The 19,011-nt window shown below is 68.6% G+C and carries 23 protein-coding genes and 1 pseudogene; 15 read left to right on the forward strand and 9 right to left on the reverse strand.

Annotation, left to right across the window (positions count from 1 at the left end):
* Positions 1-96: 96 nt before the first annotated feature.
* From ACODSL_RS13920 to ACODSL_RS13940, 5 genes are read left to right on the forward strand one after another with little or no spacing between them, the layout of a single operon-like run.
* Positions 97-801, forward strand: a complete 705-nt coding sequence (locus tag ACODSL_RS13920; protein WP_488901294.1) for a Spy/CpxP family protein refolding chaperone — start codon at positions 97-99, stop codon at positions 799-801.
* A gap of 45 nt (positions 802-846) precedes the next feature.
* Positions 847-1,569, forward strand: a complete 723-nt coding sequence (locus tag ACODSL_RS13925; RefSeq protein ID WP_488901295.1) for a heme ABC transporter permease — start codon at positions 847-849, stop codon at positions 1,567-1,569.
* A gap of 5 nt (positions 1,570-1,574) precedes the next feature.
* Positions 1,575-1,727 carry a heme exporter protein CcmD gene (ccmD, locus tag ACODSL_RS13930; RefSeq protein WP_488901296.1) on the forward strand — a complete coding sequence of 51 codons (153 nt, stop codon included), beginning with the start codon at positions 1,575-1,577 and terminating at the stop codon, positions 1,725-1,727.
* A complete protein-coding gene (locus tag ACODSL_RS13935; RefSeq protein ID WP_488901297.1) occupies positions 1,724-2,239 on the forward strand; it encodes a DsbE family thiol:disulfide interchange protein in 516 nt (171 codons plus the stop codon). The genes ccmD and ACODSL_RS13935 overlap by 4 nt, the downstream gene beginning before the upstream one ends.
* A 49-nt stretch (positions 2,240-2,288) precedes the next feature.
* On the forward strand, positions 2,289-2,567 hold the full coding sequence (locus ACODSL_RS13940) for a hypothetical protein (RefSeq protein ID WP_488901298.1): 279 nt from the start codon (positions 2,289-2,291) through the stop codon (positions 2,565-2,567).
* A gap of 125 nt (positions 2,568-2,692) precedes the next feature.
* On the opposite strand, the gene ACODSL_RS13945 is transcribed toward ACODSL_RS13940, so the two are convergent.
* From ACODSL_RS13945 to ftsY, 3 genes are all read right to left on the reverse strand, one after another.
* Entirely contained in the window at positions 2,693-3,256 is a 564-nt protein-coding gene (locus tag ACODSL_RS13945; protein WP_488901299.1) for a MarR family winged helix-turn-helix transcriptional regulator, read from the reverse strand.
* 244 nt (positions 3,257-3,500) lie between these two features.
* The gene (locus ACODSL_RS13950; RefSeq protein WP_488901300.1) at positions 3,501-4,109 is read right to left on the reverse strand and encodes an inner membrane-spanning protein YciB; all 609 of its coding nucleotides are present in this window, start codon (positions 4,107-4,109) and stop codon (positions 3,501-3,503) included.
* A gap of 5 nt (positions 4,110-4,114) precedes the next feature.
* The gene (ftsY, locus tag ACODSL_RS13955) at positions 4,115-5,047 is read right to left on the reverse strand and encodes a signal recognition particle-docking protein FtsY (protein WP_488901301.1); all 933 of its coding nucleotides are present in this window, start codon (positions 5,045-5,047) and stop codon (positions 4,115-4,117) included.
* A gap of 199 nt (positions 5,048-5,246) precedes the next feature.
* On the opposite strand from ftsY, the gene ACODSL_RS13960 reads away from it, so the two are divergent.
* Together ACODSL_RS13960 and ACODSL_RS13965 are read left to right on the forward strand one after the other, a co-directional pair.
* Positions 5,247-5,885, forward strand: a complete 639-nt coding sequence (locus tag ACODSL_RS13960; protein WP_488901302.1) for a trimeric intracellular cation channel family protein — start codon at positions 5,247-5,249, stop codon at positions 5,883-5,885.
* Positions 5,878-6,111, forward strand: a complete 234-nt coding sequence (locus tag ACODSL_RS13965; RefSeq protein WP_488901303.1) for a pentapeptide repeat-containing protein — start codon at positions 5,878-5,880, stop codon at positions 6,109-6,111. Before ACODSL_RS13960 ends, ACODSL_RS13965 begins: the two co-directional genes overlap by 8 nt.
* A gap of 3 nt (positions 6,112-6,114) precedes the next feature.
* Here the strand turns inward: ACODSL_RS13965 and ACODSL_RS13970 are convergent, their stop codons facing one another.
* Both ACODSL_RS13970 and mtaB read right to left on the reverse strand, forming a co-directional pair.
* Positions 6,115-6,801, reverse strand: coding sequence for a hypothetical protein (locus ACODSL_RS13970; RefSeq protein WP_488901304.1), 687 nt, complete (start codon positions 6,799-6,801; stop codon positions 6,115-6,117).
* Between the two features lie 199 nt (positions 6,802-7,000).
* Positions 7,001-8,328: pseudogene (gene mtaB, locus ACODSL_RS13975) on the reverse strand (tRNA (N(6)-L-threonylcarbamoyladenosine(37)-C(2))-methylthiotransferase MtaB).
* A gap of 465 nt (positions 8,329-8,793) precedes the next feature.
* Here mtaB and ACODSL_RS13980 point away from each other — a divergent pair.
* Both ACODSL_RS13980 and ACODSL_RS13985 read left to right on the forward strand, forming a co-directional pair.
* Positions 8,794-9,657: an HpcH/HpaI aldolase/citrate lyase family protein gene (locus ACODSL_RS13980; RefSeq protein WP_488901305.1), complete on the forward strand. Its 864-nt coding sequence runs from the start codon at positions 8,794-8,796 to the stop codon at positions 9,655-9,657.
* Positions 9,654-10,391: a hypothetical protein gene (locus ACODSL_RS13985; RefSeq protein ID WP_488901306.1), complete on the forward strand. Its 738-nt coding sequence runs from the start codon at positions 9,654-9,656 to the stop codon at positions 10,389-10,391. The genes ACODSL_RS13980 and ACODSL_RS13985 overlap by 4 nt, the downstream gene beginning before the upstream one ends.
* A 152-nt stretch (positions 10,392-10,543) precedes the next feature.
* Here ACODSL_RS13985 and ACODSL_RS13990 read toward each other — a convergent pair whose 3' ends face one another.
* Both ACODSL_RS13990 and ACODSL_RS13995 read right to left on the reverse strand, forming a co-directional pair.
* Positions 10,544-10,969 (reverse strand): HIT domain-containing protein, encoded by a 426-nt coding sequence (locus ACODSL_RS13990; protein WP_488901307.1) that lies wholly within the window; start codon positions 10,967-10,969, stop codon positions 10,544-10,546.
* Entirely contained in the window at positions 10,962-12,011 is a 1,050-nt protein-coding gene (locus ACODSL_RS13995; RefSeq protein WP_488901308.1) for a MaoC family dehydratase, read from the reverse strand. Before ACODSL_RS13995 ends, ACODSL_RS13990 begins: the two co-directional genes overlap by 8 nt.
* 225 nt (positions 12,012-12,236) lie before the next feature.
* On the opposite strand from ACODSL_RS13995, the gene mdh reads away from it, so the two are divergent.
* Positions 12,237-13,199 (forward strand): malate dehydrogenase, encoded by a 963-nt coding sequence (mdh, locus tag ACODSL_RS14000; protein ID WP_488901309.1) that lies wholly within the window; start codon positions 12,237-12,239, stop codon positions 13,197-13,199.
* 104 nt (positions 13,200-13,303) lie between these two features.
* Here mdh and ACODSL_RS14005 read toward each other — a convergent pair whose 3' ends face one another.
* On the reverse strand, positions 13,304-14,050 hold the full coding sequence (locus ACODSL_RS14005; RefSeq protein ID WP_488901310.1) for a 2OG-Fe(II) oxygenase: 747 nt from the start codon (positions 14,048-14,050) through the stop codon (positions 13,304-13,306).
* Positions 14,051-14,174: 124 nt separating this feature from the next.
* On the opposite strand from ACODSL_RS14005, the gene ACODSL_RS14010 reads away from it, so the two are divergent.
* The gene (locus ACODSL_RS14010) at positions 14,175-14,726 is read left to right on the forward strand and encodes a GNAT family N-acetyltransferase (protein ID WP_488901311.1); all 552 of its coding nucleotides are present in this window, start codon (positions 14,175-14,177) and stop codon (positions 14,724-14,726) included.
* Between the two features lie 3 nt (positions 14,727-14,729).
* Here ACODSL_RS14010 and ACODSL_RS14015 read toward each other — a convergent pair whose 3' ends face one another.
* Positions 14,730-15,551 (reverse strand): LytTR family DNA-binding domain-containing protein, encoded by an 822-nt coding sequence (locus ACODSL_RS14015; RefSeq protein ID WP_488901312.1) that lies wholly within the window; start codon positions 15,549-15,551, stop codon positions 14,730-14,732.
* A 56-nt stretch (positions 15,552-15,607) separates the two neighbouring features.
* On the opposite strand from ACODSL_RS14015, the gene ACODSL_RS14020 reads away from it, so the two are divergent.
* The 4 genes from ACODSL_RS14020 to ACODSL_RS14035 all read left to right on the forward strand — a co-directional run bounded on the left by ACODSL_RS14020 (position 15,608) and on the right by ACODSL_RS14035 (position 18,887).
* Entirely contained in the window at positions 15,608-16,081 is a 474-nt protein-coding gene (locus ACODSL_RS14020) for a DUF2141 domain-containing protein (protein ID WP_488901313.1), read from the forward strand.
* Positions 16,082-16,116: 35 nt separating this feature from the next.
* On the forward strand, positions 16,117-17,574 hold the full coding sequence (locus ACODSL_RS14025; protein WP_488901314.1) for a carotenoid oxygenase family protein: 1,458 nt from the start codon (positions 16,117-16,119) through the stop codon (positions 17,572-17,574).
* Positions 17,575-17,576: 2 nt separating this feature from the next.
* Positions 17,577-18,110 carry a DUF2306 domain-containing protein gene (locus tag ACODSL_RS14030; RefSeq protein WP_488901315.1) on the forward strand — a complete coding sequence of 178 codons (534 nt, stop codon included), beginning with the start codon at positions 17,577-17,579 and terminating at the stop codon, positions 18,108-18,110.
* A gap of 81 nt (positions 18,111-18,191) precedes the next feature.
* Positions 18,192-18,887, forward strand: coding sequence for a TetR/AcrR family transcriptional regulator (locus ACODSL_RS14035; RefSeq protein ID WP_488901316.1), 696 nt, complete (start codon positions 18,192-18,194; stop codon positions 18,885-18,887).
* Positions 18,888-19,011 lie beyond the last annotated feature (124 nt).

Below are 19,011 nucleotides of genomic sequence, written 5' to 3' on the forward strand. Positions count from 1 at the left end.
GACAGGTCTGAAACAAACCGGTGTTCTTCAGACAAACGCCGGCCACACGACGCATCCATACAGCGGGCTGCACCAACCGGATTGGAGAGCAATCCCATGACTTCGAACTTCACCCGCGTCGCCCTGATGGCCGGCGTCCTGACCCTCGGCCTGACCGCCGCCGCCTCGGCGCAGACGCCGCCTGCCCACGACCATGACGCGCCCCAGGTCGAGCGTCGCGTCGTGGTCATGGGCGGCCCGGGCGGTCCCGGCATGCACGGACCCGGGATGGGCGGCATGCCTGGCATGCACGGTCCGATGGACCCGGAGAAGCACGCCCAGCACATGCGCGACATCCTGCAGCTGCGCCCGGATCAGGAAGGCGCGCTGAAGGCGTTCCTCGCCGCCATGACGCCCCCGGCGCCGCCGGCCGAAGGCGCCGCCCCGCCCAAGCCGATGGACATGCCGAAGACCACGCCGGAACGTCTGGCCATGGCCGAGAAGATGATGGCCGAGCATCAGGCGATGTTCAAAAAGCACAACGACGCCATCCGCGCCTTCTACGGCCAGCTGACGCCCTCGCAGAAGACGGCGTTCGACGCCCTGCATCAGGGCATGGGCCCGATGCATGGTCCAGGCATGCGAATGGGCCGGATGGGCGGCATGCGCGGCCCGGGCATGGAGCGCCGGGTGCGCGTCATGCATCCGGGCGGCCCCGGGGCGGCCGGCGCGCCGGGCGGTGGTGTCTTCATCATCGACGGCCAGGACGACGATGAGGGCTTCGAGATCGAAGTCGACGGCGACGACGACGGCGGTCAGTAGTCGCCACAGCTTGCCCGCCGGCCTCGCGAAGAGTAGTCGGCGGGCATGTTCGCCTTTCTCGCCAACCCGGACCGGTTCATGGCCTTCTCGCGAAGGGCCGCGCCGGCGTTTGGCGCGCTGGCGGCCCTGCTGGTCGCGGCAGGTCTCTGGTTCACCTTCATCGCCCCTGAGGACTACCAGCAGGGCGATACCGTCCGGATCATGTTCATCCATGTTCCGGCCGCCTACATGGCCATGTTCAGCTACCTCTGCCTAGGCGTCGCCAGTTTCCTTTCGCTCGTCTACCGACACGCCCTGGCCGACGCCGCCGCACGCGCCTGCGCCCCGCTGGGCGCCGCCTTCACCGCGCTCGCCCTGGTCACCGGCTCCCTGTGGGGCAAGCCGATGTGGGGAACCTGGTGGGTCTGGGACGCCCGTCTGACCTCGGTGCTGGTGCTGTTCCTGTTCTGGCTCGGCTACATGGCCCTGCGCGCGGCGATCGACGACGAGACCAAGGCCGGCCGCGCGGCCGCCATCCTGGCCCTCGTGGGTCTCGTGAACCTGCCGGTGATCCACTTCTCGGTCGAATGGTGGAACAGCCTGCACCAGGGTGCGACGGTGTTCGCGGCCAAGGCCGAGAACCGCCTGCCGCCGTCCTATCTCATTCCCATGGCGCTGATGGCGCTCGGCTACACCTCGGCCTTCGGGTCGCTGTGGCTGGTGCGCATCCGGGCCGAGGTCTGGCGTCGCCGCGCGGCGGTGCTGGCCCTGCAGGCGGCGGAGAGCTGACGGCCATGTTTGATTTCGACGCCGGAAAATACGCCGCCTACGTCTGGCCGGCCTTCGCGATCACCGCCCTGGCGTTCGGCTGGATGATCGCCGACAGCCTCGCCCGCGCTCGTCGGTGGAAGCGCGAGGTCGAGGCGCGCACCCGGGCGAAGTCGTGAAACGCGTCCTCGCCTTCGCGCCGCTGGTGGTGCTGGCGCTGCTGGCGGTGCTGTTCGTCAGCTACTCGCTCAAGCGCGATCCGCATGTCCAGCCGGCCGCGCTCGTCGGCCGGCCCGCACCGGACGTCAGCCTGCCGCGCCTGGAGACCGGTCAGACGGTCCCGATCCGTCAGGCCGCGCCGGGTCCGGTGCTGATCAACTTCTACGCCTCCTGGTGCGCGCCCTGCGAGCTGGAGGCCCCGGCCCTGATGCGGCTCAAGGCCCAGGGCGTCACGATCATCGGCGTCGGCTACAAGGATGCGCCGGACAACAATCGCGCCTTCCTCGGACGGGTCGGCGATCCGTTCGCGGTCCATCTGCTCGATCGCGACGGCCGCGCGGGACTCGAGTTCGGCCTGACCGGCGTGCCGGAGAGCTATCTCGTCGATGCGACGGGCCTGATCACCGCCAAATACACGGGCCAGCTTACGCCGGACGCCGAGCTGGCGATCATCGCGGCAACGCGGCGTTAACCACGACGGGGCATTTTACGGTCTCGTTAACCATAGCGCCGAGACGCCCGTGAATCCTGTCCGCCCCAACGTATGGGCCAACATTCCGCCGCCCGGTCAGGGCGGTGGGCCTGCCAAGTCGGGCGCACAGCGGGCCTTCTTCGACGCGGCCCTCGGCAAGGCCACGGGGGCGCCGCAGCAGGCCCAGGCGCCGACGACCCCGGTGCGTGCCGCGGCTGCCCAGACCCAGGCTGCGCCGCAGCCGGTCCAGCGCATGCCGACGGCCCAGCCGTCCGAGCAACCGACACGCATTCTGCGCCCCGGCTCGTTGCTGGATATCCGGGTTTAAGCACCGTCATCCTCGCGCTTGTCGCGAGGACCCATGATCTCGGTGGTGCAGGAGGGAAACTGTCCCTGACAAGGCCTTGGGTCGTCGGAACAAGTCCGACGATGACGACCTATGAGCGCAACGCCCTATTCCGGCGCGACCGCTTCGCCCTTCTTCTTCTTTTTCTTCTTCTCGGGTTTGGCCGCTTTCGGGGCCTTCACCGGCTTGTCGGCCTTCGGCGCCTTGACCTTTTTCGGCTTGGGCGGAGCGTCGGACGACAGCGCGGCCAGCGCCTCGAGGAAGGCGGCGCGCTTGCCCTTGGGCAGCAGGGCCAGCAGGCGGGCGTCAGCGGCGTCGGCGCGGGGCCCGATCTCGGCCAGCGCCGCCCGGCCCGCGTCGGTCAGGTGGACCGCGTTGGCCCGGGCGTCGGCGGCGGAGCGCTCGCGGGCCAGCAGGCCCTTGTCGAGCATCCGGGCGATCATGTCGGCGAGGGTCGAGCGGTCGACGCCGGTCGCGGCGACCAGGTCGGCCTGGGCCGCGCCTTCCTTGGCGGCGACCGCCATCAGCACCGCGTGCTGACGCTGTGTCACGCCGCCGGCGCCGCCTTCTTCCGCATAGAAATCGAGTGCGCGCTGCGCCGCGCGATGAAGAAGGTGGCCAACGGAGGCCTCCGTCGCCACGCCGCGCTTGCCGGCCTTGTCCTTGCCCATCGTCTGTCTCCCGGGTCCAACCGCGGACGGACCATAATCACCCTACACGTCGGTTTGACGACAGACGATCCGTATCAGTCTCATTCCTCCCCCGGAGGGGGAGGGGGACCATGCGGAGCATGGTGGAGAGGGAGTTGCGAGGGGTAGCGGAAGATGGCGCGGAGGATCACCGAACAGCGGCGCTTCCCTCTCCGACCCGGCTCCGCCGGGCCACCTCTCCCTACGGGAGAGGATTGAGAGTGGGCTAGGTCTCAGGATTGGGTGTGTCGGCGTCCGCTGGCACATGCATGTGCTTCATCATGAACGGCACCTGGGTCAGGGAAAACAAGAGCGTCAGGATCGCAATGCCGGGAAATTTGAACCAGACCCAAGCGGTCTCTGGCTGAGTACGCCAGACGACTTCGTTCAGAATGGCGACTGCGAGGAAAAACAGGCCGTAGTGAATCGAAAGGGTTCTCCAGCCGGCGTCGGACATCGACACCGCCTCGCCCATCAGCAGCTTCAAGGGCGTTTTCCTCATCAGCAGGCCGCCGAACAGGAGCACCGCGAAAATGCCATTCACGACTGTCGGCTTGATCATCAGCAGCCTGTTGTCCTGAAAGATCAGAGCAAGGCTGCCAAACACCAACGCTGCGCCGCCGGCGAATAGTGGAACAGGAGCGATCCGGCGCTCTACGGCGAGACCGATGGCCAACGCAACAGCGGACGCTGGCACCAGAACCCAGGTCGCCTTCTGAAGGTCATGCGTGACCAGGAAGCCGATCAAAAATCCCAGCAGTGGGCCGTAATCGACCGCGTGGCGAACCCACGCGGGGCCCTTCCGCTTCGGCTTGACAGGCTGCATGTCGTTCATTTTTCTCAGCTCTCCAGGCCGACCAGCGAGCGTGAAAAGGCCCGGGCGTCGAAAGGTTGCAGGTCTTCGATGGCCTCGCCCACCCCGATCAGCTTGATCGGCGAGTCCGAGGCCTGGGCGACAGGCACCAGAACCCCGCCGCGCGCGGTGCCGTCCAGCTTGGTCATGACGATGCCCGACACGCCGACCTGGTTGCCGAAGATCTTCTCCTGGGCCAGCGCATTGCGCCCGACCGTGGCGTCCAGCACCAGCAGCGTCTCGTGCGGCGCCTCAGGGTCGACCTTCTTGATCACCCGGATGACCTTCAGCAGCTCGTTCATCAGGTCCTGCTTGTTCTGCAGGCGGCCGGCGGTGTCGATGAGCACCACGTCGAAGTTCTCGGCCTGGGCCTTTTCGACGGCGTCGAACGCCAGGCTGGCCGAGTCCGCGCCGATGGGCGCCGACAGGAAGGCCGCGCCCGAGCGGTCGGCCCAGATCTTCAGCTGCTCGACGGCCGCGGCGCGGAAGGTGTCGCCGGCGGCGATCAGCACCTTGGCGCCCTTCAGCCGCAGGTCCTGGGCGATCTTGCCCAGCGTGGTGGTCTTGCCCGAGCCGTTGACCCCGACGAACAGCACCACATAGGGCCGGGGCCCCGAGAGCGGATCGAACACGCCCTGGCGCGGGACCAGCTCGGCGGCCACGGCCTCGGCCAGGGCCTCCTTGACCTCGTCCTCGGTGGAGGACTTGCCGAAGCGGGCCTTGCCGAAGGCCTCTGTGATACGCGCGGCCGCGTGCGGACCGAGGTCAGCCTCGATCAGCATCTCTTCCAGCGCGTCCAGCTGTTCCTGGTCGAGCGGCTTCTTCACCAGCACGCTGGTGACCTGCTCGGTCATCTCGCGGGTCGTCCGCGACAGCCCCGACGTGAGGCGCTGGAACCAGCCCTGTTTCTGCTCTGCCATGGGCGGGCTCTTAGCGGTTAGCGGGCGCGGGCTCCACCCCTGCCGTCATCCTCGCCCTTGTGGCGAGGATCCCTCGTTCCGCTGCACCCGGGGTGTTCCAGCGTGACAGGTTCGTTGCGCTTCGAGAGGGGTCCTCGCCACAAGGGCGAGGATGACGAGGGAGTTTGGCGGCGCGCCCACTCGTGGCAGAACGGCCACCATGTCCCCGCTCGATCTCGGCTTCATCCTGTTCGACTACGCCGCCGTAGCCGTGTTCGGCGCTACCGGCGCGCTGGCGGCCGCGCGGCGCAGGCACGACATCATCACCTTCGCCTTCTTCGCGGCGATCACCGGCGTCGGCGGCGGGACCCTGCGCGACCTGCTGATCGGCGCGCCGGTCTTCTGGGTCGCCCGGCCGGGCTATCTCGTCGTCTGCCTTGGAGCCGCCATCGCCGTCTGGCTGCTGGGGACGCGGACCTGGCGGATGGGCCTTCTGCTCTGGCTCGACGCCATCGGCATGGCCGCCTACGGCGTGGTCGGGGCGGCCAAGGCGCTCAGCCTCGGCGTCCACCCCATATCGGCCGTGGTCATGGGCGTGTTGACCGCCTGTTTCGGCGGCGTCTTGCGCGACATTCTCGCGAACGAGCCGTCCGTGCTGCTGCGCCGGGAGATCTACGTGACCGCCGCCCTGCTGGGCGCGGCGGTGTTTGTCACCCTCGCCAGCATCGGTGCGGACCGGCTGTTCGCGGCCGGCGCGGGCTTCGTTGTCGCCCTGGCCATCCGCGGCGGCGCCCTTCAATTCGGCTGGAGCTTGCCCGGCTTCGGCGGCGCATCCACGGGAGACGATGCTGATGAGTGAGCCTGTCCGCTTCCAGAACCGCAACCTGGCCGGCGCCGTGTTCGACGACGTGAACCTGTCCGGGGCCGAGTTCACAAACGTCAACCTGCGCGGCGCGCGACTGAACGACGTCAATCTGTCGGGCGTGACCATCGACAACGCCAACGTCGAGGGGCTGACGATCTACGGCTACGACATTCACGCCCTGCTGCAGGCGGAGCTGGCGAAGACTGACCGCAAGGGCTGACCGTCAGATCTTCCGCGGCCAGACGGTTTCCTTCAGCGCCACCAGCAGCATCGGCGTCCAGCTGAGGACGAAGCCGAGGGTCATCAGGCCGAGGCTGCCTGGATCGATCCTTGCCGCGACCACGCCGATGGCCGGAAGCACCAGCAACACCGCCAGAATTCGCCTGCGGGGCGTTGACCTCAGGCAGACCAGCGCCAGCATGAAGGCATGCGCCGCCAGAGCCGCGAACTTGATCCAGGCCGCGGTCGATACCCGCCCAAGCAGCGGCTCGGCGGCGCCCAGGTCCCGCGTCATCCGCAACAGGCCGGTGGTTTCGACCATGTCGGCGGCGAAGGCGAGCAGCGCCAGGGCGACGGCCGCCTGGACCAGCGGCTCCCACAGGCGCCCGCCCAGCCAGATCGCCGCGCAGATGCCGAAGGCGGTGTAGGCCGGGATGTAGGCCGCGATATCGAGGTGGTTCACCGCGTCCATGGCGGCGATGACCTTCGACGAACAGGCCGGGCCGCCGAAGATGGCGTCGAGGTCCGACATCTTCGTCGCCAGTTCGAACTTCAGCACCGCATCCCCGGCGGCGCAGGCTCCCGCCGCCTTGACCTCGGTCAGCATGCGGAAGGCGACAGTGATCGCCAGCGCGCCGACGCCCGTTATGGCCGTCAGCGCCGGCCAGAGGCGGCTGTTGATGGTGGTCATGATCGTCCCTCCCCAGGGTGACTTGGCAGGGAGGTTACGCCTGAATTTCCTCCTCTCCCAGAGGGAGAGGTGGCCCGGCAGCGCCGGGTCGGAGAGGGAGGATCAGCAGCCTGAAAGCGTCGCGCGGGATGATCCGTCGCGGGCGTCTCCCTCTCCACCATGCTCCGCATGGTCCCCCTCCCCCTCCGGGGGAGGAACATCAGAGGAGCGCCGCCAGGACCTTCCCGCCGGTCACCCCCGTCACCCGCATCGGCACGATCTCGCCCACCGGCGCCTCGCCGACAAACGCGATCTCCGTGAAATCATCCGCCCGCGCCACGCCGGGTTTCTCCACCAACCCGTTCAGCACCCGGCCCACCTGTCGTTCCAGATGCCGCTGCAGCGCCGCCTCGCCGGCTTCGCGCAGGCGGCGGGCGCGGTCCTTGATCACCGTGCCCTTCACGGGCGGCATCTTCGCCGCAGGTGTGCCGGGGCGGGCGCTGTAGGGGAAGACGTGCAGGAACGACAGCCCTGCCTCCTCGACCAGGGCAAGGGTGTTCTCGAACGCCGCGTCGCTCTCGGTCGGGAAGCCGGCGATCAGGTCGGCCCCGAAGGCGGTATCCGGCCGCACGGCGCGCACGTCGGCGATCAGCTTCAACGCGTCTGCCCGCAGATGGCGGCGCTTCATCCGCTTGAGGATCAGATCGTCCCCGGCCTGCAGGCTGAGGTGCAGATACGGCATCAGCCGCGGCTCCTCGGCCAGGCAGCGCATCAGGTCCGGATCGATCTCGGCCGCGTCGATCGAGCTCAGCCGCAGGCGGGGTAGGTCGGGCACGAGCTTCAGGATCCGCGACACCAGCTGGCCCAGCGTCGGCTGGCCCGGCAGGTCGGCGCCCCAGCTGGTGATGTCGACCCCGGTCAGCACCACCTCGCGATAGCCCTCGGCGGTCAGCCGGCGCACCTGCTCGACCACCTCGCCGGCGGCGGCGCTGCGTGAATTGCCCCGACCAAACGGGATGATGCAGAAGGTGCAGCGGTGGTCGCAGCCGTTCTGCACCTCGACGAAGGCTCGCGCCCGGTCGCGCAGCCCGTCGATCAGATGGCCGGCCGTCTCCCGCACCGACATGATGTCGTTGACCCGCACCCGCGCCGACGTATCGGCCAGCGCGCCGGGCTGCGCCTTTTCGGCGTTGCCCAGCACCAGGTCGACTTCCGGCATGGCGGCGAAGCCGGCCGGATCGATCTGGGCCGCGCAGCCGGTGACGATCAGCCGGGCGTCCGGCCGCTCGCGCCGCGCCTTGCGGATGGCTTGCCGCGCCTGCCGGACGGCCTCGTTGGTAACGGCGCAGGTGTTGAACACCACCGCGTTCTCCAGCCCGTCCGCCTGCGCCCGCGCGCGCAGGGCCTCGCTCTCATAGGCGTTCAGCCGGCAGCCGAACGTCACGACCTGGACGTCGTCGGCGTCAGCGGCGAGGGGGGCGGGAGAGGTCATGGCGCAAACACAGCGGGCGGCCGATGCGGCCGCCCTTGGTGGGTTGTGTAGCAGATTGAGTGAGCTCTCTAAACCCGATTGCACACCCGCCCTGATGCCTTGGCGGAGCATGGCGCGGACGGGCGTCCTTGACTAGGCGCTCCGCTCCGCGCGCCGATTCCATCAAGACGCAAGGGCTATCCTTCATCATCGCCTGTTTCAACGTTCACCCTCGAAAAGCCCTCCTCCTCGATGGAGGAGGGTTGGGTGGAGGTGTGGCCGCTCTGCCAGGCGAAGGGCAGACGTTGGCGCCGGCGCCGAAACAACGGCCTTCCCGCAACGCCGTAGCCACACCCCCATCCCCGACCCTTCCCCCATCGAGGGGGAAGGGGGTCTGTCGTGGACGCCCTCCGGGAGATGACGGCCCCACTTCGGGCCCGGTTTTGCATCACACCTCCTCCCAGTCCCGGATCGGCCTTCCAGCCCGTCCGGGATGACAGTAGAGAAGCAGCAGACCCCAGCCTGAGACGCAGAACCGACCCATGACCTCCCGTCCCCGCCGCAGCGCCCTCTACATGCCCGCCTCCAACGCCAAGGCGATCGAGAAGGCGAAGACGCTGCCCTGCGACGTGGTCATCCTCGACCTCGAAGACGCGGTGGCGCCGGAGGCCAAGGAGATGGCCCGCGAACAGGCGGTCCAGGCCGTGCGCGACGGCGGCTTCGGCCGGCGCGAGCTGGTCATCCGGGTCAACGGCTCCGACACCCCCTGGGGCGCCGACGACCTGCGCGCCGCCTCCGAGGCCCGGCCGGACGCCATATTGGTTCCCAAGGTCAATTCCGCCGCGGACGTCGCCGCCTACTCCGGCCCACTGCACGCCGACACGGCCCTGTGGGCGATGATCGAGACCGGCCGCTCGCTGTTCGCGCTCGACAGCATCGCCGAAGCGGCGGCTTCGACCCAGCTGACCACCTTCGTCATGGGCACCAATGATCTGGCCAAGGAGATGCGCTATCGCCTGACGGCGGGTCGGGAGCCGTTCTTCGCCGCCCTGTCGATGGCGGTCGCCGCGGCGCGGATTCACGGCCTGACCATCCTCGACGGCGTGCACAACGACATCGAGGACCAGGCGTCGCTGGAAGCCGTCTGTCGCCAGGGCGTCGACTTCGGCTTCGATGGCAAGACCCTGATCCACCCCAAACAGATCGACGTCTGCAACACTGTCTTCTCGCCGGCCCCGGCCGAGGTCGACTGGGCCCGGGCGGTGATCGCCGCCTTTGCCCTGCCGGACAACCAGGGCAAGGGCGCCATCCGTGTCGACGGCAAGATGGCCGAGCTGCTGCACCTGGCCCAGGCCGAGCGGCTGGTCGCCGTGGCCGAGGCCATCGCCCTGGCGGAAGCCGCTTGAGGCTCGGCCTCGCCCTTGTTCTGACGCTGGCGCTGGGCGCCGGCGGGGCGGCGGCCCAACCCCCGACAGGGCCGGCGCCGACGTCGTCTCCGGTCGGGCCGGACGCGCAGCCTCCCGCTACCGATCCGATCGGCGACGCCATTTCCGCCGCCCTGCCGCCGGACCAGACGACCGATGAAGAGGCGGACGCGATGCCCGCGGACCGGCCCGCGCCGCTGCCCCCTGGCTATGCGCCTCCGCCCGCGCCCTCGACGACCTATTTGCTGGCCCGACCGCTGGTCACGTCGCCCGCGCGGCGTCCCGATCCCGGCCAGCCGGTAATGATCGACGAGGTCGGCAAGAGCCCCGATGGCCCGCCGACGGTGCTCGACCTGACCTACGAGAGCCGCATCCGCGGCTCGGCCGCCGCCTCCCAGGGCCTGCAGGGCCCGCTCGATGGCGGCTGGACCATCCGCACGGCCGCCGGCGCGCCGGTCCTGTCGCTGCAGCTCGTCGATCGCGGCCAGGGCTACGGCCAGCTCGAGGGCGCCTGGCGCAGCCTCGACGTCCCGGTCAGCCGTGTCGGCCTGATCGACAGCCTCGATCGCCAGCCGACCGTCCTGACCATCCGCATCACCCGGGCGCCGGGCAGGCCTACCGCCGTCCTCAGCCTGACCCCCGCTGCCGACGGAACCTGGCGCGGCGACCTGATGGACGAGGCCGGCGTGCACTCGGTGGTGATGAAGCGGAACTAGGGTTCGATAATTCCGCTCATCCCGGCGAAGGCCGGGACCCAGGTTTTTTCAGAGCTTCGGCTCACGGTTTAGGCAAGGTCTGTGGCTAGCTGCAAAGGTGAGCTGCGGTTTCAAAAACGCCTGGGTCCCGGCCTTCGCCGGGATGAGCGGATCTAGAAGTTCAAGGCGTTGCCCGCGGTGCCTATCGCAAGCTCCAGCGCGTCGGCGCTATAAGCCTCAGCCATCCCAACGCCCCACACCGGCCCCGGCCAGGCAGCGTCGCCGGCCCGGCGTCCCACCAGATGCACATGCAGTTGGGGCGTGACGTTGCCCAGGGCGCCGAGATTCAGCTTCTCGACCGGCCGGCCCAGCGCCTCACCCATCGCCCGGACGGCCTGCCCGGCCAGCACGGACTCCTCGATCAGCCGCGCACGATCGGCGGCGAGCAGGTCCTCGATCTCGCGCAAGCCGGGCAGGCGGGGGATCAGGATCAGCCACGGCCAGCGCGCGTCGGTCTGAAGGCGGACATGACAGAGCGGCAGGTCGCCGACCGCGACCGAGCCGCCTTCGAAGGCCGGATCGGGCGCGAACTCAGCCACGCTTGGGAACCGCCGCCCAGTAGTCGAAGTCGAGGATCACCTCGGGCGGATAGGCGCCGGCCGAATCCTTGTCCGGGAAGTCCGCGCAGGGCCGGTCCTTCGTCGCCACCAGCCGCAGCCGCAGCGCCCCAACGCCCTTGCCGAGATCAGCCTTGTCGAGCACCTCGCTCCAGGCGAACACCGTCGCCCCGGCGAAATAGGGGTTCACATGCCGCCCGCCGTTGATCGCCAGCATCAGCCCGGCGTTCTGCAGCCCGTTGTAGCTCAGCGCCTTCGCCGTGGAGATCACCACCCCGCCATAGACCAGTCGCCGGCCCGTCGGGTCCTTGGCGCGTTCATACTGGTTGAAGTGGACCTTGGCGGTGTTCTGGTAGAGCCGCGTGGCCATCTGGTGCTCGGCCTCTTCGATGGCCATGCCGTCGACGTGGTCGATCTTTTCGCCGATGGCGTAGTCCTCGAAGGCGTGCGGCGCGCCGGCCAGAGGAAAGTCGTAGCGGCTGAAGTCGATGCCCAGGGGCAGGACAAGATCCCTCGCCGCCACGGCTACGGACAGCGTCGGCGTCGCCTGCTCAGGGACAGCGGCGGCCTCGCTGCGCTTGCGCACCATCACCCAGCGCACATAGCTCAGCACCGTCTCGCCGTGCTGGTTCTCGCCGGTGGTGCGCACATAGACGACGCCGGTCTTGCGGTTGGAGTTCTCCTTCAGCCCGATGACCTCGCTGGTCGCGGTCACCGTGTCGCCGGGATACAGCGCCTTGAGGAACAGCCCCTCGGCGTAGCCCAGGTTGGCCACGGCGTTGAGGCTGATGTCCGGCACCGTCTTGCCGAAGACCATGTGGAACGCGATCAGCGGATCGACCGGCGATCCGCGCAGGCCGCAGGACCTGGCGAATTCGTCCGACGAGAACAGCGCGAACCGCGGCCCGTAGAGGGCGTTGTACAGCGCCACATCCCCGACCGTGACCGTGCGCGGCGTGGCGTGGGTCAGCACCTGCCCCAGCCGGAAGTCCTCGAAGTAGTTGCCGGGATCGGTCTTGGACATGGGGTGCTCCGCTGCGCCATCCTGCGTCCTTCGACACGCCCTTCGGGCTCCTCAGGATGACGAACTTCAAAGGTCGTCATTGTGAAGAGCGAGCACGGGCAAGCGTCTCGAACCACGCAAGGTCCTATTGCCGCGCTCTTCGCATCCGCGAAAGGGGGCTTGAGGCGGAACCCGCCCGGGTCTAGACCCCGCGCGATCCTTTTTCCCAATTCGGAGACGCCACAGATGGCTCGCGCGAAGATCGCCCTTATCGGCGCCGGCATGATCGGCGGCACCCTGGCTCACATCGCCGCCCGCGAGGAGCTGGGCGACGTGATCCTGTTCGACATCGCCGAGGGCACGCCCCAGGGCAAGGCGCTCGACATCGCCGAAGGCTCGGCCGTCTTCGGCAAGGACGTGGCCCTCAAGGGCGCCAATTCGTACGAGGACATCGCCGGGGCCGATGTCTGCATCGTCACCGCCGGCGTGCCGCGCAAGCCGGGCATGAGCCGCGACGACCTGCTGGGCATCAACCTGAAGGTCATGAAGGCCGTCGGCGAGGGCATCAAGGCTCATGCCCCGAACGCCTTCGTCATCTGCATCACCAACCCGCTCGACGCGATGGTCTGGGCGCTGCAGCAGTTCTCGGGCCTGCCCAAGGAAAAGGTCATCGGCATGGCCGGCGTCCTCGACTCGGCGCGCTTCGCTTACTTCCTCGCTGAAAAGACCGGCGTGTCGGTGGAAGACATCCACGCCTGGACGCTCGGCGGCCACGGCGACGACATGGTGCCGATGGTGCGCCACTCGACGGTCGGCGGCCTGCCGCTGCCGGAACTGGTCAAGCAGGGCTGGATGACCCAGGAAGAGCTCGACGGCATCGTCAAGCGCACCCGCGGCGGCGGCGGCGAGATCGTCGCCCTGCTGAAGACCGGTTCGGCCTTCTACGCCCCGGCCGAAAGCGCCATCGCCATGGCCACCAGCTACCTGAAGGACAAGAAGCGCGTCCTGCCCTGCGCCACCTTCCTGACCGGCCAGTACGGCCTCAAGGATCTATACGTGGGCGTGCCCGTGGTCATCGGCGCCGGCGGCGCGGAACGCGTCATCGAGTTCGAAACCAACGACGAAGAGAAGGCCATGTTCGCCGCCTCCGTCGCCTCGGTTCAGGGCCTGATGGAAGCCTGCAAGGTCATCGACCCCTCGCTGGTCTGATTCCTTCGCGCTTCGATATCCGAGAGGGCGGTCGCCGAAAGGCGGCCGCCCTTTTTCTTGCCTTCATTGCTCCGCCGGTTTGATTTCAACGCCGCCCCACTGTCCTATCGTCCCGCGCCCGCCGGCGGGTCATCCCTCAGCCAGCCGGTAATCGAGTAGCGGGCCTCGGGCGCGAACGGCGAGACGGCCGTGACCGAATGGACCCGCAGTCCGTCAAACAGCGTCAGCACGTTGTAGCCGGGCGTCCAGCCGCTCTCGATATTCAGGTCCGGCGTCAGAAAGGCCAGAAGACCGCCCCAGTCCGGCTGCCAGCCCTTGCTGAAGCCGAGCGTATAGGCGGCGCGGCGTTCGAGCCGGTCGCCTTCGTCGATGTGCCGCGTCAGGAAGTGTCCGCGGCCGTAGCAGGTGGCCTGGGCGTCGAGCTTGGTGATCCGGTCCGCGCCGATCACCTTCCGTCCGAACTCGCGCATCTCGTCTGACTGCAGGAACTCGGTCAGCTGATGCAGCGGATGGCCGGGATCCCAGCCCTCGAGATGGGCCTTGATCATCGGATAGACGTTGTAGAGGTAGCCGTGGTTCTCGGCGGCCCGCTGCATCACCCGCTGCATGATCGCGCCGAAAGCCGGCTGGCCCATGGCCTTGATCTGATCGCCGGTCAGAAAGGTCGGCCCTTCTTCTGCCCCGTGCACGAGACGCCAGGGTGTGTGACGCACCAGCAGCTCGCGGATCGAGGCGGCCACCTCCGGCTCGAACACATCCGGAATCTGCACCAGCCGGTCGCGGCGATAGATCTCCGCGAAAACCTCGGCGTCCAGGGCCGGATTGAGCCGAAGCTGCAGGTCGTTGGCCATGACGCCTCCTGAGGGGGAAGGCGCCTAGCTCGGGCCGGCCTCGGGATATGTCAAGCGGGGCGGGCCGTCGGCCAAACCACAAAGGCGGCGCCCTTTTTCCCGGAGCTGCGCTAGAGACGACGTCATGATCGCTCCCGGCCCGACCCTCGAAACCGACCGTCTGATCCTTCGCCCGCCGGGTCAGGAGGACCTGGAGGGCTGGGTCGAGCTGATGGGGGACGAGGAGGCGTCGCGCTTCATCGGCGGCCTGCAGGGGCGGGCCCAGAGCTGGCGGGGCCTGGCCTCGATGGCGGGGTCATGGGCCATCCTGGGCTACGGCATGTTCTCGGTGATCGAGAAGTCCAGCGGCGACTGGGTCGGCCGCGTCGGTCCCTGGCAACCGGAGGAGTGGCCGGGCACTGAGGTCGGCTGGGGCCTCCGGCGGGCCTTCTGGGGCAAGGGCTACGCGCTCGAAGCCGCCGAGAAGACGATCGACTGGGCGTTCGACAATCTCGGCTGGACGGAGGTCATCCACAGCATCGATCCGGGCAACTTCAGCTCGCAGAAGGTCGCGCGGCGTCTCGGATCCTACCTGATGCAGGCCAACGTCATGGCCATGCCGCCGCCCTATCACGAGCTGCCGATCGACATCTGGGGCCAGAGCCGCGAGCAGTGGCAGGCCCGTCGCCGGGCCTGACCGTCAGATCCAGCCGCTCTCCCGCAGGGCGCGGGCATAGGCGCGGCTGACCGGCACGGTCGCGCCGTCGTTCAAAGTCAGGGTCGCCCGACCATCCCCGCGACGGGCGTCGGCGACGGCCGATTTCGCCACCCACCAGGACCGATGGACCTGTGCGCCCTCCAGGCCCTCCAGTTCGGCGACCGCGTCTGACAGGCGCATCAGGATCAGATCCTGACCCTTGCTGGTGTGCAGCCGCAGATAGTGGTCCTCGGCCTCGATGGCGAAGATCTCGGCGCCGCGCAGCTTGCTCGGCAGGCGTTCGAGAAACCGCGGCGGCGCGGCCCCGGAAGGCGCCGCATGGGTCGCGGGCGGCTCCTTCTGGGTGAAGTAGTTCAGCGCCGTCATCACGGAGGTGACGATGAACACCGGACCGGCGAACATCACCGCCTGGGCGGGAACCAGACGGCCGTCATGGAAGGCCAGGCTTGTTACCGCCCAGATCACCCCGGTCAGCGGCACGCTCAGGCTCACGGCGATCACGGCGCCCTGCAGCGGCGGATTGTCATCGAACCAGCCGCCCTGATCGACGAGCACGGACACGATGATCCCGCCCACGGCGCCGATCAGCATGACCGGAATCCAGTAGAGGAATCGCGCCAGCACCGGCGCGTCGCCCGTCTGGAAGGCGCCGGCCGCCGCCAGGAAGCCGCCGGCCAGCGCGGCGAGCCCTAGGCCCCGCAGGTGCCGCGCCTGGACGAAGCCGTCGATCCACGAAGCGTGAACGGCGCCGCCTGTCCGTTCGCGAACGGAAGGCTGTTCTCCACGCATGTCCGACTGCGCCATCCGGCCGCCCCGTCTAAGCCGTCGTCATCGCAACCCGCCAAACGAAGGCAGCCCAGATGACCTCCCCCCGGATCAAGACCGCCGCTCTCTTCCTGTCAATCGCCAGCCTGCAGGCCGCGGCCTTCACCTTCCTTCCGCTGAATGCGGCGCGAGCCCAGGACGCGGCGCCGGCCGCCAGCATCACCGTCACCTTCACCGGCATCCAGACCCCGACCGGTGCGATCATGGCGGGCGTCTTCGACAGCGAGGGGGCCTTCTCCGGCGGCAAGCCCGTCCAGGGCGTCCGCATCGCCGTATCGGGCGCCGACGCCAGCGCGACGATCACCGGGCTCACGCCCGGCCGCTACGCCATCAAGGCCTACCACGACGTCGACGGCGACGGCCGGATGAACACCAACCCCTTCGGCATTCCGCTCGAGCCCTATGCGGCGTCCAACAACGCGCAGGGTCACATGGCGCCGCCCGCCTGGGCCGACGCGGTGTTCGAGGTGACGGCCGGCGAGAACGCCCAGTCGATCACCATCGACTGACCTGCGCCCTCTGACCGCCTGACCGGAGACCCGCCATGAACCGCCGCGCCTTCCTGACCGCCACCGCCGGCCTCGCCGCCGTCGCCCTGAACCCGGACGTCCTTTACGCCGCTACGGCGGGGATCGGGGACTGGACCCTGGCCGTGACCGATATAGAGGCCGATATCGCGCCGCGCGCCATGACCCTGGTCGACGGCAAGGCGCCGGCGGGCCTGCAGGGCCGTCTGTTCCGCAATGGACCGGCGAAGTTCCACCGGCCGGGCGGTTCGGTCGGGCACTGGTTCGATGGCGACGGCCTCGTTCGTCGCTACGCGATCAACGACGGGCAGGTCACGCTGTCGGCCCGTTTCGTCGATACCCGGAAGCGCCGCGTCGACACCGCCGCGGACGCTGTGATCACGCCAGGCTTCGGCACCATGGGCGGCAAGGGCGCGGCGGTTGGCGGCCCGGACGACGTCAACGCGGCCAACATCTCGGTGATGATGGCCGGCGGCGATCTCTGGGCCCTCTGGGAAGCCGGTTCGCCGACGCTGATGGATGCGACGACGCTCGAGACGAAGGGCCTCAAGACCTTGCGGCCGGATCTCAAGGGCATGCCCTTCCTGGCGCACCCGCGGTTCGAACCGGATGGAACGGTGTGGAACCTCGGCGTCAGCGGGAACAAGGCGCTGGTCTGGCATCTGGGCGCCGACGCCTCCCTGCGGATGGCGAGTCTCATCGACCTGCCGCGCGCCAGCTATCTGCACGATTTCACCGCCACGGCCCGGCATCTGGTGATCGTGCTGCAGCCCTGGGTGCAGACCCGCTTTGTCGCCCCGATCGTCGATAGCTACGCCTGGCAGCCGGAGACCGGCGCCCAGATCCTGGTCGTCGACAAGGCGGACCTGACGAAACGCCGGATCTACGAAACCGAAGCCTTCTCGTTCTTCCACATGGGCGACGCCTGGGAAGAGGCGGATGGAACGATCCGGTTCGACATCTGCGCCGACGCAGATCCGACCTTCGCCATGCAGGGCGCCCGGGACATGGTGGCGGGTCGCAAGCCGACCGCGACAGCGCGCCCCGACATGCGCCTGATCAGCCTCCACCCCGACGGAAAGGCCAGGGTCGAACGCGCCGGTCTGATGGCCGAGTTTCCCAAGGCTGATCCCCGCTTCGCCGGCCTGACCCGCACGAAGACGGCCTGTCTCGGCGGCGGACGCGGGGACAGTCCGCTGTTCCAGTCCGTCGCCGTGCGCGACTGGAAGCATGACCGCATCGACAGCTTCGACTTCGGCGCTCGCCACCTCGTCGAGGAAGTCCTGTTCGTGCCGCGCCCGGATGGCTCCGCCGAGTTCGACGGCTGGCTGGTCGGGACGGGCATCAACCTCGACGCCAAGGCCACCGAGCTGCATGTCTTCGACGCGCACCGGGTATCGGCCGGACCGATCTGTACCTGGCGGGCCGACGTCGCCTTGCCGATGAGCCTGCACGGCCTGTTTACGGGAGCCTGACCATGAGCCTGAACCTCTTCGCCAAGACCCTGCCCGCGAGCCGTTTCGCGGGAACCCTGCTGACGCTGGCCGCCGGCGTGACCGCCGTGGTCCTGTTCGGACCCCAGCTGCTGCGCGCCGCCCTGCACGCCACGCCGCACGGTCCGGACATTCCGCTGTTCATGGCCCAGCCCGCCGTGATCAAGGTCCACATGCTGGCGGCGGTCTTCGGGGTGGGGCTCGGCGCGACGATCCTGACCCTTCGCAAGGGCAACACCCTGCACCGCACGCTCGGCTGGACATGGACCCTGTTCATGGGCGCGACGGCGGCCAGTTCGCTGTTCATCGTCGGCCTGAACGGCGACTACTGGTCCCTGATCCACCTGCTCAGCGGCTGGACCCTGGTGACGCTGCCCTTCGCCGTCTGGGCCGCCCGCAAGCACAATGTGAATGTCCACCGCCGGGCCATGACCAGTCTGTTCTGGGGCGCCTCGATCGTCGCGGGCGCCTTCACCTTCCTGCCCGGCCGGCTGATGTGGAAGCTGTTCTTCGGCTGAACCGGCCTTGCCAGCGGGCGAGGCGGCGGCGTATCGCAGAAGGCGCTCACGACCGGTGAGCCCGTCTGGATCCGCTTCGCGATGACCTCCGCCAAGCCGCGCGCGCGCAATATCGGACGGGGTCGTCCGTCCAAGGGCGCCAAGGTCGACCTCAAGGAAGTGATCCTGGATTCGGCGGAAGGCCTGTTCGCGCGACATGGCTTCTACGGCGTCACGACGCGCCAGGTCGCGACGGAAGCGGGCGTGGATACGGCCCTGATCCACTACTACTTCGGGGCCAAGCGCGAGCTGTTCGACGCCGTCCTCCTGCGGCGGGCCGAGGTCATCAACCAGGCCCGTGCTGACGCGATGACCGCCTACGAGGCGGCTCATCCAGGAACCATGACGGCCGAGGGCGTCATCGCCGCCTTCATCGATCCGCTCGCCGAGCGCGCCCTCAACGGCGGTCCGGGCTGGAAGAACTTCCTGAACCTGGTGGCCCAGATCAACACGACGCCGGCCTGGGGCGGGGAGGTCATGCACCGCTTCTTCGACCCGGTCGTGCGCCAGCTGATAGACCTGCTCGGCAAGGCCCTGCCGGGCGCCGACGTGCGCGATCTCTACTGGTGCTACCAGTTCCTGACCGGGTCGATGATGCTGACCGTCGCGGAGACCGGCCGCATCGACCAGCTGTCCGACGGACTCTGTCATTCGAGCGATCTGGAGTCGGCCCGTCGCCGGCTCTACGCCTATTGCGCCGCCGGATTTGAGGCCGTGGTTCGCAACCGCGCCGGCTGACGGGCGACGTCGGCGCCTCTGTGGCGCCAATTCATCACATGGTGAAAAACTAGGGCGACGGTGCGCGCGGGCCCTTCCGCGCGCCGCCCTCGTGCCCGATGGTCAGCACAATTCGCGATCTGGT

The organism is Caulobacter sp. FG121 (genome assembly GCF_057809815.1).